The sequence below is a fragment of the Isoptericola sp. Y541 genome (assembly GCF_059445465.1).
The window spans coordinates 169,593-183,509 of sequence record NZ_JCAIUJ010000004.1; the positions used below are offsets into that span (position 1 = coordinate 169,593).

Annotated in this window: 8 protein-coding genes; 5 read left to right on the forward strand and 3 right to left on the reverse strand. The window is 75.0% G+C overall.

What is annotated here, in order from left to right:
* Positions 1 to 39 precede the first annotated feature (39 nt).
* Entirely contained in the window at positions 40 to 3,783 is a 3,744-nt protein-coding gene (locus AC1C2V_RS11025) for an Rne/Rng family ribonuclease (RefSeq protein WP_495389656.1), read from the reverse strand.
* Between the two features lie 449 nt (positions 3,784 to 4,232).
* Here AC1C2V_RS11025 and AC1C2V_RS11030 point away from each other — a divergent pair, with 449 nt between their 5' ends.
* Genes AC1C2V_RS11030 through cydC form a run of 4 tightly spaced genes read left to right on the forward strand, consistent with a single transcriptional unit; the run spans position 4,233 to position 10,359 of the window.
* Positions 4,233 to 5,735 carry a cytochrome ubiquinol oxidase subunit I gene (locus AC1C2V_RS11030; RefSeq protein ID WP_495389657.1) on the forward strand — a complete coding sequence of 501 codons (1,503 nt, stop codon included), beginning with the start codon at positions 4,233 to 4,235 and terminating at the stop codon, positions 5,733 to 5,735.
* A gap of 28 nt (positions 5,736 to 5,763) precedes the next feature.
* On the forward strand, positions 5,764 to 6,813 hold the full coding sequence (cydB, locus tag AC1C2V_RS11035; RefSeq protein WP_495389658.1) for a cytochrome d ubiquinol oxidase subunit II: 1,050 nt from the start codon (positions 5,764 to 5,766) through the stop codon (positions 6,811 to 6,813).
* A 19-nt stretch (positions 6,814 to 6,832) separates the two neighbouring features.
* Positions 6,833 to 8,617 carry a thiol reductant ABC exporter subunit CydD gene (gene cydD, locus AC1C2V_RS11040; RefSeq protein ID WP_495389659.1) on the forward strand — a complete coding sequence of 595 codons (1,785 nt, stop codon included), beginning with the start codon at positions 6,833 to 6,835 and terminating at the stop codon, positions 8,615 to 8,617.
* On the forward strand, positions 8,614 to 10,359 hold the full coding sequence (gene cydC / locus AC1C2V_RS11045) for a thiol reductant ABC exporter subunit CydC (RefSeq protein WP_495389660.1): 1,746 nt from the start codon (positions 8,614 to 8,616) through the stop codon (positions 10,357 to 10,359). The genes cydD and cydC overlap by 4 nt, the downstream gene beginning before the upstream one ends.
* Before the next feature lie 122 nt (positions 10,360 to 10,481).
* Here cydC and AC1C2V_RS11050 read toward each other — a convergent pair whose 3' ends face one another.
* Positions 10,482 to 10,874, reverse strand: a complete 393-nt coding sequence (locus AC1C2V_RS11050; RefSeq protein WP_495389661.1) for a hypothetical protein — start codon at positions 10,872 to 10,874, stop codon at positions 10,482 to 10,484.
* Positions 10,875 to 10,928: 54 nt separating this feature from the next.
* On the reverse strand, positions 10,929 to 12,581 hold the full coding sequence (locus AC1C2V_RS11055; RefSeq protein WP_495389662.1) for a phytoene desaturase family protein: 1,653 nt from the start codon (positions 12,579 to 12,581) through the stop codon (positions 10,929 to 10,931).
* A 393-nt stretch (positions 12,582 to 12,974) separates the two neighbouring features.
* Between AC1C2V_RS11055 and AC1C2V_RS11060 the strand changes: the two genes are divergently transcribed.
* Positions 12,975 to 13,913, forward strand: coding sequence for an NAD(P)-dependent oxidoreductase (locus AC1C2V_RS11060; protein WP_495389663.1), 939 nt, complete (start codon positions 12,975 to 12,977; stop codon positions 13,911 to 13,913).
* Positions 13,914 to 13,917 lie beyond the last annotated feature (4 nt).

Genomic DNA, 13,917 nt, shown 5'->3' on the forward strand with positions numbered 1-13,917 from the left:
CGGCGTCACTGTGGTCTGCCCCGTCGCCAGGGCCGCCGGTCAGCTGTCGGTCAGTCCCTGCTCCGCAGCCTCGCCAGCACCCGGCTCAGGAACCGACGCGGTTCCGGCTCCTTTGTGCGCTACGGGCTCGTCACCCCGCTCGGGCAGCTCGATGACCGAGTCCGGCGAGACCCGAGCGGGCTGCTCGGGCGCGGCCCCAGCCGGGACGGCAACGGCGTCGTACCCGCCGTCCTGGCCGTCCTCACGACCGACCTCCTGACCGACCTCCTGGCCGGCGTCCTGGTCGCCGTCCTGGTCGCCGACCTGGTCGCCGTCCTGGTCGCCGTCCTTCTGGTCGTGCTCGTGCGCGTGCGCCGCGGCCGCGGCGATCGTCGCCAGCGTGGCCTTGACCGCCTCACGCGCCTCGGACCGGTCCTCGGGGAGGGTCGGCACCTCCACGTGCTCCACGGCCGCGGGCTCGGCCTGCTTGCCACCACGCTTGCGACGCGAGCGCTTCGGCCCCTCGGCCGGCTCGGTGTCGCCGTGCTGGTGGGCTCCACCCTTCTCGATCGGCTCGCTGTGCACGATGAAACCGCGGCCCTTGCAGTGCTCGCAGGTCTCGGAGAACGCCTCGACCAGGCCCTGGCCCACGCGCTTGCGGGTCATCTGCACAAGTCCGAGCGACGTCACCTCCGCCACCTGGTGCTTGGTGCGGTCGCGGCCCAGGCACTCGACCAGGCGGCGCAGCACGAGGTCGCGGTTCGACTCGAGCACCATGTCGATGAAGTCGATGACGACGATGCCGCCGATGTCGCGCAGCCGCAGCTGGCGCACGATCTCCTCGGCCGCCTCGAGGTTGTTGCGGGTGACCGTCTCCTCGAGGGTGCCGCCCGCGCCGGTGAACTTGCCGGTGTTGACGTCGATGACCGTCATCGCTTCGGTGCGGTCGATGACCAGCGAGCCGCCCGAGGGCAGCCAGACCTTGCGGTCCATGCCCTTGGCGAGCTGCTCGTCGACGCGGTGCACGGCGAACACATCGGTGTTCTCGGTCCACTTCGTCACGCGCTCGCGCAGGTCCGGGGCAAGCTCGTCGACGTACTGCGAGATCTCGTCCCACGCCCCGCCCTGGATCTGCAGGGACGTGAAGTCGTCGTTGAAGATGTCGCGCACCACGCGGATCGCGAGGTCGGGCTCGCCCTGCAGCAGCGCCGGGGCGCTGGCGGAGGCGGACTTCTTCTCGATCGAGGCCCACTGCGCCTCGAGCCGCTCGACGTCGGCGCGCAGCTCGGTCTCGCTCGCCCCTTCCGCGGCGGTGCGCACGATGACGCCCGCGCCCTCGGGCACGACGTCGCGCAGGATCTTCTTGAGCCGGCTGCGCTCGGTGTCGGGCAGCTTGCGGCTGATCCCGGTCATGCCGCCCCCGGGCACGAACACGAGGTACCGGCCGGCGAGCGTCACCTGCGAGGTGAGGCGCGCGCCCTTGTGCCCGATCGGGTCCTTCGTGACCTGCACGAGCACCGGGTCGCCGGACTTCAGCGCCTCCTCGATGCGGCGCGGCTGGCCCTCGAGGCCGGCGGCGTCCCAGTTCACCTCGCCGGCGTAGAGGACGGCGTTGCGCCCCTTGCCGACGTCGACGAACGCCGCCTCCATGCTGGGCAGCACGTTCTGCACTCGGCCGAGGTAGACGTTGCCCACCATCGACGCCTGCGACTGCTGCGAGACGTAGTGCTCCACGAGCACGCCGTCCTCGAGCACCGCGATCTGGGTGCGCCCGTCCCGCTCGCGCACCACCATCGACCGGGTGACGGACTCGCGGCGGGCGAGGAACTCCGACTCCGTGATGATCTGCCGGCGACGGCCCGCGTCGCGGCCCTCGCGCCGCCGCTGCCGCTTGGCCTCCAGCCGCGTCGACCCCTTCAGCGCCGTGACCTCGTCACGGTCGCGCGTGCGCGCCACCGTGGCCTCGGCGCGCTCCGCACGGGTACCGCGGCGACGCCGACGACGGCGGCGGCCCGATGCGGAGTCGCCACCCTCGTCCTCGGACTCGTCGGCCCGGTCGTCGCCCTGCTCGTCCGACGGCTCGTCCGAGGGCTCGTCCGACGGCTCGTCGTCCTCGCCGGCAGCCTCGGGCGCGGGCTCGTCGAAGCCCTCGTCGCCCGGCTCCGACTCGCCGTCGCCGCGGCGGCCACCACGGCGACCCCGGCCGCCACGGCGCCGACGCCGGCGCGGGCGGATCTCGTCGCCCTCCGCGTCCTCGTCGTCCAGGTCCTCCGGGCCCAGGTCGACGAGCTCGACGCCCTCGGCCACGAGCTCGGACTCGATGACCCCGACCTCGTCGACCGCGGCCACCTCGTCCTCGCTGAGCTCGAGGTCGGCGAGAGTCGCGTCCGCCGCGGACTCAGCGGCAGCCTCGATGGCGATCGCTTCGACAACGGCCTCGTCGACAACGGCCTCAGCGGCCGGTGCCTCGGCGGCCGGTGCCTCGGCGGCGGGTGCCTCGGCGGCGGGTGCCTCGTCGGACCGAGTGGCGGCCGGCGCGGCCTTCGACGCGGTCCTGGTGGACCGCCTGGACCGGGGAGCCTTGCTCGGGGCCTCCCCGGCGGTCTTCGCCGACCCGCTCTGACGCTCCGGCGTTCCTTCGGCCTGCTCGGCCGCCGCCGGCACCGGCGCGTGTTCGGGTGCCGGCTCGGGTGTCGCGAACGAGGGCGTCTCGTGCGGGCGTGGCGGGCCCGCCGGCGCCTGGGCGCGGCGCGAGCGGCGCCCGGAGAGGTCCGGCGCCTGGAACAGGACCGCCGTCGTCGCCAGCCGCGGGATCGCCGACCCGCCACCCCGGGCGGCCGGGGAACGCGGCGCGGTCTGCTCAGCCGTCTCGGTGGCGTCCGTCGCGGGCTCGGCCGCGGTGGTCCGGCGGCCCTTCGGTGCGGTGCTCGTCGCGGCGCTCGTCGCCGCGCCCGTCTCCGTGCCCGGTACGTCCGGGGAGGCGGCGGACTTGCGCGCGCCGCCCTTCGCGGCGGCCTTCTTCGCGGGGGCCTTCTTCGCCGCGCCCTTCGCGGGGACGGTCGGCTCCTCGCCAGCCTGGTTGGCGTCGGACGCGACCGGCTCGGTGCCGACCGGCTCGGCGGTGGTCGCCTCGGTGGTGCTCGGCCCGGTGGTGGTCGGTTCGGTTTCGGTGGCGGTCGCCTCGGCCGGCTCCGCGACCCGGCGCGACCGGGTGGTCGCCGCGCGCTTGCGGCCCTTCGGGGCGGCCGCCGGCTGCTCGGGCTCCGCGTCCGGGGCGACCTCCGGGGTCGCGGCCGCGGGCGTCTCGGGAGCCGAGGTCGCCGTCTCGGTGCGCTGCGCGCCCGTGGTGCGGGTTGCCCGGCGCCGCGTGCGCGCGGGCTTCTGCGGTGCCGTGTCCGCGGCGTCGTCGGCGCGGCCACCGGGGCCATGGGGCAGCACGATGTCGGAGAGCGACGCGGCGACGGCGGGGGCGTCGTCAGGGGCGGAGGACCGCTCCGGCAGGACGATGTCGGCGCGAGGCGCAGCCGCCGGGGCACCGCCGGTGGCGGCCGGCTCGGCCGGCGCGCGCGTGGGCACCGCTTCCGGGGCCACAGCCTCGGGAGCAGCTGCCTCAGGGGTCGCCGCCTCGGCCTTTGCCTCAGGGGTCGCCGCCTCGGCCTTTGCCTCAGGGGTCGCCGCCTCGGCCTTCGGGGCGGCGGCCGCGCGGGTGGCGCGGCGACGGACGGGCTTGCGCGGCGGCTGTGCGGCGGTCGAGGCCTCGACCTGCTCGCGGGATCCTGCGTCGGTCGGGGTGTCGGACGTCACGAAAGGCGCTCCAGCTCCGGCGGCCCCGCCCCCACACGTGCGGGCCACCGGTGGTCGTCATCGGACGGCGGCGCTGCTCAGCGCACCGGCCGACGGAAGTCTCGGTTCCGGCTGCAGCATCGCGTTCTTCGCGGACGCCCGCCACCGGGCCTCATCACGCCCGGCTGCGGCATCGCGTGCGGATCGCGAGTACTGCGAACTCGTGAGCCACCCGGGGATGTGGGCCCCGACGGCCTCGGACCAGTATCGCATCCCGCGCTCCCCGCCGCGTGACCAACCGCCCGCTCGGCACGCCGCGCCCGGATCACGTTTGACTTGTGAATGCCTTCACGACCAAGATCGTGAAGGTCTTCACGAGCATGGTCCGTGAGGCATGGCCCCCGGTCGTGCACCCGCAGGACGGCGGACCTACCGTCAGAAGACGAATCGCACGAGTTTCAGGAGATCCCGTGGATGCCCTCGCGCTGGCTCGCTGGCAGTTCGCCATCACCACCGTCTACCACTTCATCTTCGTCCCGCTGACCATCGGGCTCGCTCCCCTGGTCGCGGCGATGCAGACGGCCTGGGTCGTGACGAAGAAGGAACGGTGGCTGCGGCTGACCAAGTTCTTCGGGAAGCTCATGCTCATCAACTTCGCGCTCGGCGTGGTCACCGGCATCTGGCAGGAGTTCCAGTTCGGGATGGCGTGGAGCGAGTACTCCCGCTTCGTCGGCGACGTCTTCGGCGCGCCGCTCGCGATGGAGGCCTTGGCCGCGTTCTTCGTGGAGTCCGTGTTCCTCGGGCTGTGGATCTTCGGCTGGGACCGCGTGTCCAAGAAGGTGCATCTCACCGCCATCTGGCTGTTCGCCCTGGCCACCAACCTCTCGGCCTTCTTCATCCTCGCGGCCAACTCCTGGATGCAGCACCCCGTCGGGACGATCTACAACCCCGAGACCGGGCGCGCCGAGATGGAGTCCATCGGGGCGGTCCTGTCCAACAACACGCTGTGGGCCGCCTTCCCGCACACCATCTCCGCCGCCTTCCTCACGGCCGGCACCTTCGTGTGCGGCATCGGCGCCTGGTGGATGGTGCGCCTGGCCCGCACGAAGAAGCTCGAGAACATCGAGAGAGCCCGCACCGTCTACCGCCCGGCCGTGGTCCTCGGTGCGTGGGTCATGATCGTCGCCGGCGCCGGCGTGATCTGGTCCGGCGACGTGCAGGGCAAGCTCATGTTCGAGCAGCAGCCGGGCAAGATGGCCTCCGCCGAGGCCCTGTGCGAGGGGGAGGAGGCCGCGTCGTTCTCCATCCTGTCCATCGGCAACCTCAACGAAGGCTGCGAGGGCGTGCGGCACATCCTCACGATCCCCTACGTCGCGAGCTATCTCGGCACCGGCCACTTCACCGGCCCCGAGTCCTTCCTGCCCGGCGTCTACGACGTGCAGGAGGAGTACACCGAGCGCTACGGCGACACGACCGTGAACGGCGATCCGGTCACCTACACCCCGCCGCTCGCCGTCACCTACTGGTCGTTCCGCCTGATGATCGGCTTCGCGGCCTTCTCCGCGGCGCTCGCCCTCGTGGCGCTGTGGCTCACGAGGAAGGGCAGGGTGAGCGACAACGTCTGGCTGAGCAGGCTCGGCATCCTCGCCATCCCCACGCCGTTCATCGCCTGCTCGTTCGGCTGGATCTTCACGGAGGTGGGCCGGCAACCGTGGGTCGTGGCGCCCAACCCGACCGGCATCGACCAGGTGCGGATGCTCACCGACCGCGGCGTGTCCACCGCCGTCCCACCCGGCGTGATCCTCACCTCGATGATCGTGCTCACCGTCATCTACGCCGTGCTCGCGGTGGTCTGGTACCGCCTCATGCACCGGTACACCATCGAGGGCGTGCCGGACTCGGTGCGCGACGAGTCGCCCGAGGCGAACACCGACGACGACGACGCCGACCGCCCGCTGTCCTTCGCGTACTGACCGCCCGAGAACGAGACTGGAGACTCCCGTGGACCTCGCGATCCTGTGGTTCGTGATCATCGCCGTCCTGTGGACCGGCTTCCTCGTGCTCGAGGGCTTCGACTTCGGCGTCGGCATGCTGCTGTCGATCCTGCCGCGCGGCGACAAGGTGCGGCGCGACAAGGAGCGCCGTGTCCTGATCAACACCATCGGCCCCGTCTGGGACGGCAACGAGGTGTGGCTCATCACCGCCGGCGGCGCCACCTTCGCGGCCTTCCCGGAGTGGTACGCCACCATGTTCTCCGGCTTCTACCTGCCGCTGCTGATCATCCTCGTCGGGCTCGTGGCCCGCGGCGTGGCCATCGAGTACCGCGGCAAGATCGCCGACGCCCGGTGGGCGCGCCGCTGCGACCTCGCGATCCAGTTCGGGTCGTGGATCCCCGCCGTCATGTGGGGCGTTGCGTTCGGCAACCTCGTACGCGGCCTGCTGCTCGACGCCGACTTCCAGTACCTGGGCGGGTTCTGGGCGCTGCTCAACCCGTTCGCGATCGTGGGCGGCCTCACCACGCTCGTCCTCTTCCTCCTGCACGGCAGCGTCTTCGTGGCCCTCAAGACCGACGGTGACATCCGCGAGCGGGCGAGCCGGCTCGCGTCCGGCCTGGCGGTCGCCGCCGTGGTCGTGGCGGGCGGCTGGGCAATCTGGGCGCAGGTCGCGTTCTCGGTGGCCTGGACGTGGGTGCCCGTGGCCGTCGGGGCCCTCTCGCTGATCGGGGTCGTCGTCGCGACGCGGGCCCGCCGGGAGGGGGTGGCGTTCACACTCTCGGCCGTGGCCATCGCGAGCGCCGTCGTGCTGATCTTCGGCTCCATGTACCCGGACGTCATCCCGGCCGTCGACGGCGGGGTGTCGCTCACGGTGGCGGAGGCGGCCTCGACCCCGTACACGCTGACCGTGATGTCGTGGGTGGCCCTGGTTCTCACGCCGCTGGTCATCGCCTACCAGGCGTGGACGTACTGGGTCTTCCGACGGCGGCTGTCCACCAAGGACATCCCCGCGCCGGGCGGGTTGTCGTGGCAGAAGATCAAGGACGCGGCGTTCTGAGCGGTATACATACACCACGATGAAACCCCTCGACCCGCGGCTGCTGCAGCGCGCCCGCGCCGCCCGGTGGTACGTCGCCCTGACCGCGGGTCTCGGCGTGGCGGCCGCCGGCGTGATCGTCGTCCAGGCGTTCGCCATCGCGCACACGCTCGGGCCCGCGGTGACGGCCGGCAGCGCCGGCGCGCCGCTCGCCCTGTCCGACGTCGCGCCGTGGCTGGGCGTGCTCGTCGCGGCGCTCGTCGTGCGGGCCGCCATCGCGTGGGCGCAGGAGCGCTATGCGCAGCGGGCCGCGGCGCAGGTCGTCGCCGAGCTGCGCGGGCAGGTCGTGGCGCACACCGTGGCCCTCGGCCCGCGCGGCGCGCCCGGCGACGACGCCCCGGGAGCCGCGGCCACGGCCACCCTCGCGACGCGCGGGCTGGACGACCTGGGGCCGTACCTCGTGCGGTACCTGCCGCAGCTCCTGCTCACCGCGATCCTCACCCCCGCGCTCGTGCTGGTGGTGCTCGGGCTGGACTGGGTCTCGGCGGTGATCTGCGTCGTGACGCTGCCCCTGGTGCCGCTGTTCATGTGGCTCGTCGGGGTCATGACGGCGGGGACGTCGGAGCGGCGGCTGCGCACCATCTCCCGGCTCGGGGCCCAGGTGCTCGACCTGCTGGCGGGCCTGCCGACCCTGCGCGCCTTCGGCCGGGAGATCGGCCCGGGTGCCCGGGTACGGGCGCTGGGCGACGCCTCGCGGCGCGCCACGATGGGCACGCTGCGCGTCGCGTTCCTGTCGGGCATGGTGCTCGAGCTGCTCACCACGCTGTCGGTCGCGATCGTGGCCGTGGGCGTGGGCCTGCGGCTCGTCGAGGGCATGATCGCGCTGGTGCCGGCCATCGCCGTGCTGGTGCTCGCCCCCGAGGTGTACCTGCCGCTGCGCCGCGTCGGGGCGGAGTTCCACGCGTCGACCGACGGGCTCGCCGCCGCCGACCGCGCGTTCGCCGTCCTCGAGCAGCCGGTGCCCGCGGCCGGGACGCTCGCCGCGCCCCCGCTCGCGGGCGCCACCCTGGTGCTCGACGGCGTGAGCGTGCGGGCCGGCGACCGCGGCGTGTCCGCGCCGGCCGGGCTGACCGCGCGGGTGCCGCTCGGCACCGGGCTGCCCGGCGGCGGGCGCGTCGTCGCGCTGCGCGGGCCCAGCGGGGCCGGCAAGTCGACCACCGCGCTCGTGCTGCTCGGCCTGCTGCGGCCCGACGCCGGGCGGGTCCTGCTCGAGCCCCACGCTGCCGCGGCAGGCGGGACGGTCGACCGAACCGTCGACGGGGTGACCGATCTCGCCGACGTCGACCCCGCCACGTGGTGGCCCCAGATCACGTGGGTGCCGCAGCGACCGGCGCCGGCGCCCGGGCGGCTGCGCGACGTGGTGACCGACGGCCGCGCCGTCGGGAACGACGCGCTCGCCGCCGCGGCGCGGACGACCGGCCTGGACGCCGTCGTCGCGGAGCTGCCGCAGGGCTGGGACACGCCCGTCGGACTCGGCGGCACCGGGCTGAGCGTCGGGCAGCGGCAGCGGGTGGCGCTCGCCGCCGCGTTGCTCGACAGCGCGGAGCTCGACAGCGCGGAGCCCGGCACCGCTCCCCCGCCGCTCGTGCTGCTCGACGAGCCCACCGCCCATCTCGACGCGCGCTGCGAGCAGGTGGTCCTCGACACGGTGCGCGCGTGGCGCGACGCGGGCCGGACCGTCGTGGTCGTGGCCCACCGAGCGTCGCTGCTCACCCTCGCGGACCAGGTGGTCGACGTCGAGGCCGAGGAGGTGGCAGCCCGATGAGCGCCGGCACGAGCTCCCCTGACCCGCTGCGCCGGGTGATTCCCCTGCTCGAGGTGCGCTGGACCCGGGTCGCGCGCGCCGTGGCGCTGGGCACACTCGCGCTCGGCTTCGCCGTCGGGCTCTCGGCCACCGCAGCCTGGCTCATCGCCCGCGCGTCGCAGATGCCGCCGGTGCTGCAGCTCTCGGTCGCCGTCGTGGCGGTGCGCGCCTTCGGCACCGGCCGCGGGGTGCTGCGCTACCTCGAGCGGCTCGCGTCGCACGACGTGGCGTTGCGCGGCATGGCCGCCCTGCGCGCGAACCTCTACGACGAGATGGCGCGCGGCCCCGTGACCCGGCTGCTCGCGCTGCGCCGGGGAGACCTGCTGGCGCGCGTCGGCGCGGACGTCGACGCCGTCGGCGACGTCGTCGTGCGCGCGTTGATCCCCGCGGGGGTCGCGGCGTGCGTCGGCCTGGGTTCGGTGATCCTCGTCGGCGCGTTCCTGCCCGCCGCCGGCCTCGCGCTCCTCGGGTGCCTGCTGCTGACGGGGGTGCTCGCCCCGTGGCTCGCGGCGCGCTCGGCCGACTCCGTGGAGCGGCGGGGCGCGGCCGCGCGCGCGGAGGTGACGGCACGCTCGCTCGAGCTGCTCGAGAACGGGCAGCAGCTGCGCGTCGCGGGCCGGCTCGACGCGCGGCTCTCGGCGCTGCGCGACGCCGACGCCCGGCTCACCCGGAGCACGGACGACGGGGCCCGGATCTCCGGCACCTCGGCCGCGATCGACGCGGCGGCGCAGACCCTGGCCGTGCTCTGCTCGCTCCTGCTCGGCATCCCCGCCGTCGCCGCCGGGACGCTCGCCCCGGTCGAGCTGGCCGTCATCGTGCTCACGCCGCTCGCCGTCTTCGAGGCCACGACCACCCTGCCCGCCGCCGCCGTGCAGCTGCGGCGGTCGCGCGAGGCCGCCCGCCGGCTCGTCGCGCTGCTCCCCGCCGGCGCCAGCGCCGGCGCCCCGGCCTCGCCTCCGCCACCCCCGCCCGCGCTGCTGGCCCTCGACGACGTCGCCGCGGGCTGGGACGACCGCGTAGTCGTGGTCGGCGTCAGGCTGCGCCTGGACCCCGGGTCGGTGGTCGCCCTGGCCGGGCCGTCCGGCGTGGGTAAGACGACCCTGCTGCTCACGGCCGCGGGCCTGCTGCCTCCGGTCGCCGGCACGGTGCGGCCTCCGGGGGAACACGCCGGCGACGCGCTGTTCGTCGCCGAGGACGGTCACCTGTTCGGCACCACCGTGCTGGAGAACCTGCGGGTGGCGCGGCCCGACGTCATGGAGGCCGAGGCGCACGACGCCCTGACGGCGGTCGGCCTCGACGGCTGGCTGGACGCCCTGCCCGACCGCCTGGACACGATGCTCGGTCCCGACGGGGCGGACGTCTCCGGCGGGGAGCGGCGGCGTCTCCTCGTCGCGCGCGCCCTGCTCGCCCCCGCGCGGGTGCTGCTCGTCGACGAGCCGGCCGAGCATCTCGACGCGACCACCGCCGACGCCCTGGTCGGGACGCTCGCGAGCCACGCCCGGGACACCGGGCGCGCCGTCGTGGTCGCGTCGCACCGCCTGACGCCCCTCGAGGTCGCCGACGAGGTGCTGCTGCTCGGCGCGCCCCCGGACGGCGGCCCGGCAGCCGTGGTCGCGCGCGGCCCGCACCGCGACCTGCTCCGCGACGACCCGGGCTACGCCTGGGCGGCCGACCAGGAGCGCGCGGCCGGCGACGCCCGCTGAGCGCAGCTCGGTACCGGGGTGCTGCTGTGGGTGGGTCTGCCGCTCGCGTCGGCATGCGGCGGCTGCTGCGGGTCGAGATCCGCTAGCCCGGCTTCGAATGCAACGTCGACAGAAGCGGTCGGCTACGGCCGGCCGACCGGACGGTCTGCTCCCGTGGCTCTGAACGCCGCCCTGTAGTCGGCCGTCACCCGGTAGGCGCCGTCGAGCCTGGTCAGGAGCCTCAGGACCCGGCCCCGGTACCCCTCGCCGGTGAACAGAGGATGCTCGCGGGCGATGTGGGCCCAGGCAAGGCACTCCCCGACGTTCATTCCGACGAAGGCGGGCAGCGCGTACTGCACGAGCCCGACCTCGCGGCTGACCACGAGGGCGGGAAGCGCCACGACGAGGAGGACGGCGGCCCGCAACCAGCCAGAGTGCCACCGCACGCGCGGCGCGACCAGCACCGGCACGGCCGTGATCGCTCCCGCCAGCGCAAACGCGCCCACAGCGCCCATCGCCGCCGCGTACCAACCCATCAGCCGCACCCGCCTTCGCTCGCCGTCGAGGACCGCATCCTTCCAGGTGGGGAATCAGGGCGCTACCCAGCGGCCACCCAGCGCCACCATCGCCGCGGCGCGGCCGGGGACGCCGCTCACCCCCCCGCCGCGCCGCGCGCCGGCGCCGGCCAGAAGCACGCGCGGGTGCGTCGTCTCCACGCCCCAGCTCCCGGGGGCGTCCAGGTCCCCGCCCGCGCCGTCGGCGGCGTCGTCCGCCCACGGCCACGACAGGTCGCGGTGGAAGATGTGGCCGCCGGGGAGCCCCACGTCGCCCTCGAGGTCGACCGGGGTGCGCGCCTCGAGGCAGGGACGCCCGTCGGGGTCGTGCAGCAGCACGTCCTCGATCGGCTCGGCCAGCACGGCGTCGAGGGACGCGAGCGTCGCGGCGAGCGCCCGCTCCCGGGCGGCGTCGGGATCGCCGCGGAACAGCCGCGCCGGCATGTGCAGGCCGAAGAGCGTGAGGGTCTGGGCGCCCGACTCGCGCAGCTCCGGCCCGAGGATCGTCGGGTCGGTCAGGGAGTGGCAGTAGATCTCGCACGGCGGCAGGTCGGGGATCGCGCCGGCGGCGGCCTGGGCGTACGCCGTCCGGAGCTGGTCGGCCGACTCGTTCACGTGGAAGGTGCCGCTGAACGCCGCGACCGGGTCGACGCCGTCGCGCAGGCGCGGCAGCCGGCGCACCAGCATGTTGACCTTGAGCTGCGCGCCCTCGGGCGCCTCGGCGGCGGACCGGCCCGAGGGGCCGGCGCCGGCGGCGGCCAGCAGCCGGTCGAGCGTCGTCGGGGCCGCGCCCGAGAGCACGACGCGGGCGGCCGCGGCATGCGTGCGTCCCTCGTCGTCGGCCCAGGAGACCTGCGCGTCGCCGTCGCTGCCCGGGTCGACGGCGGTCACCTCGGCGCGGGTGACGACGGTAGCTCCGGCCGCGAGTGCCGCGTCCCGCAGCGCGCCGGAGACGGCGCCCATGCCGCCCACCGGCACGTCCCAGTCGCCCGTGCCGCGGCCGATCACGTGGTAGAGGAAGCAGCGGTTCTGGATCAGCGACGCCTCGTCGAGGTCGGCGAACGTGCCGATCAGCCCGTCCGTGGCGACGACCCCGCGCACGACGTCCGACGCGAACCGAGCGGGCAGCATCGCGCCGAGCGGGCGCTCGACGACGTCGCGCCACGTCTCGTCGTCGTCCACGAGCGCCCGGGCCTCGGCCCGCGAGAGCAGCGGCTCGGTCATGGTCGGGAACAGCCGCCGCGCGAGGCTGCCGGTGGCGGCGCCCAGCCGGCGCCACGCGTCGTGGTCCGCCGCCGGCGCCCCGATCGCGCCGAACGAGGCCCGCGTCGCGTCGTCGTCCCCCGTGTCGACGAGCAGGCCGGCGCCGCCGACGGGCGTGTACGACGAGTAGCGGCGGCGGCGGAGCGTGATCGGCAGGGCCAGCTCATCGATCACCCGCCGCGGCAGGAGCGAGACCAGGTACGAGTACCGGGACAGCCGCGCGTCGACTCCCGGGAACACCGGCGCGGACACGGCGGCGCCGCCCACGTGGTCGAGCCGCTCCAGCACGAGCACGCTGCGCCCGGCCCGGGCGAGGTACGCGGCGGCGGTGAGCCCGTTGTGCCCGCCGCCCACCACGACGACGTCGTAGCGGGCGTCGGTACGGGGGGTGCTGCCCTGCGCGGCGGTCGACATCGTTGTCGTCATGGGCTCATCGTGCCGCACCCGCCGCGTCACCACCTGGGACAGCGCTTCGTGGGCCGGCCCTACCGTGCCCGGAGGACAGCACCCTCGGCGCGCGTGCATAGCGTCGCGGCATGCAGACGCTCGCGGTCGCCTCGCGCGGGTCGCCCTCGCCGTCCTCCTGTCCGGGGTGGGGCCGGCGTCCATGGTGGTGCCCGCCGCGGCCGGGCTCACGCAGGGGGCCGGGTTCCTCGACGCCGCGGGGTCCGGGGGGCGAGCCGGCGCCCGCGTTCGCCGCAGTGCGCCTGGTACACGTGGCGGCGGTCCTCGGCGCGACGGTCGCGATGTTCCTCCCCTCGACGAACGCTGGTTCGCCCGGCCCGTCCCTCGAACGGCCGGCTGGTAGCGTCGCCGGGCGTGAAGATCCTCGTGCCCGGCAACGTGCCCTTCGACCTGACGATCGACGTCCCAGGGGTGGAGGTGGCGCACTACGTCATGCGCGACCCGGTGCCCGAGGAGCACGCCGACGCCGATGCGCTGGTCACGTGGTCGAGCCCGCAGCGGGTGCTGGACGATGCCGCCCGGCGCATGACGAGCCTACGTTGGGTGCAGACGCTCAACGCCGGGCCCGACCAGGCGCTCGCGGCCGGGTTCGCGCCCGACGTGGTGATCTCCTCGGGCCGCTCCCTGCACGACGCGACCGTGGCCGAGCACACCCTGGCCCTCGTGCTCGCGTCGGTGCGGCGGCTCGACCGCACCCTCACCGCCCAGCGCGAGCACGTCTGGGACCGGGACCTGGGCCGGGAGCAGGCGAACGACGAGGCGCGGTTCACGCTGCACGACGCCCGGGTGACCATCTGGGGCTTCGGGTCGATCGCCGCCGTCCTGGCGCCGCTGCTCGCCGCGCTCGGCGCGCGCGTGACCGGCGTGGCGTCGTCGGCGGGCGAGCGCTACGAATTCCCCGTGGTCGACTCGATCGACGAGGTGCTGCCCACCACCGATCTGCTCGTCTCGCTGCTGCCCGCCACGCCGGCCACGCACCACGCCCTCGACGCGCGGGTGCTCGGCCTGCTGCCCGCCCACGCGCGGTTCGTCAACGCCGGTCGAGGCGCCACCGTCGACGAGGACGCGCTGGTCGCGGCCCTCCGGGACGGCACGATCGCCGGCGCGGCCCTCGACGTCACCGAGACCGAGCCCCTCCCGGCCGACTCCCCGCTGTGGGACGCGCCCCACCTCATCCTCACGCCGCACGTCGCGGGCGGGCGCCCGCAGGGGGCGGCCGCGTTCGTCACCGCGCAGCTGCGGGCGTGGCTGGCCGACGGCGCGGCGGGGCTGCGCAACGTCGTCGGGCGCTGACCGG

Excerpts from the sequence above, each read along its gene's own strand:
- cydD (WP_495389659.1), top strand. The coding sequence starts at position 6,833 with ATGAAACCCCTCGACCCGCGGCTGCTGCAGCGCGCCCGCGCCGCCCGG.
- cydC (WP_495389660.1), top strand. The coding sequence starts at position 8,614 with ATGAGCGCCGGCACGAGCTCCCCTGACCCGCTGCGCCGGGTGATTCCC.
- AC1C2V_RS11050 (WP_495389661.1), bottom strand. The coding sequence starts at position 10,874 with ATGGGTTGGTACGCGGCGGCGATGGGCGCTGTGGGCGCGTTTGCGCTG.
- AC1C2V_RS11055 (WP_495389662.1), bottom strand. The coding sequence starts at position 12,581 with ATGACGACAACGATGTCGACCGCCGCGCAGGGCAGCACCCCCCGTACC.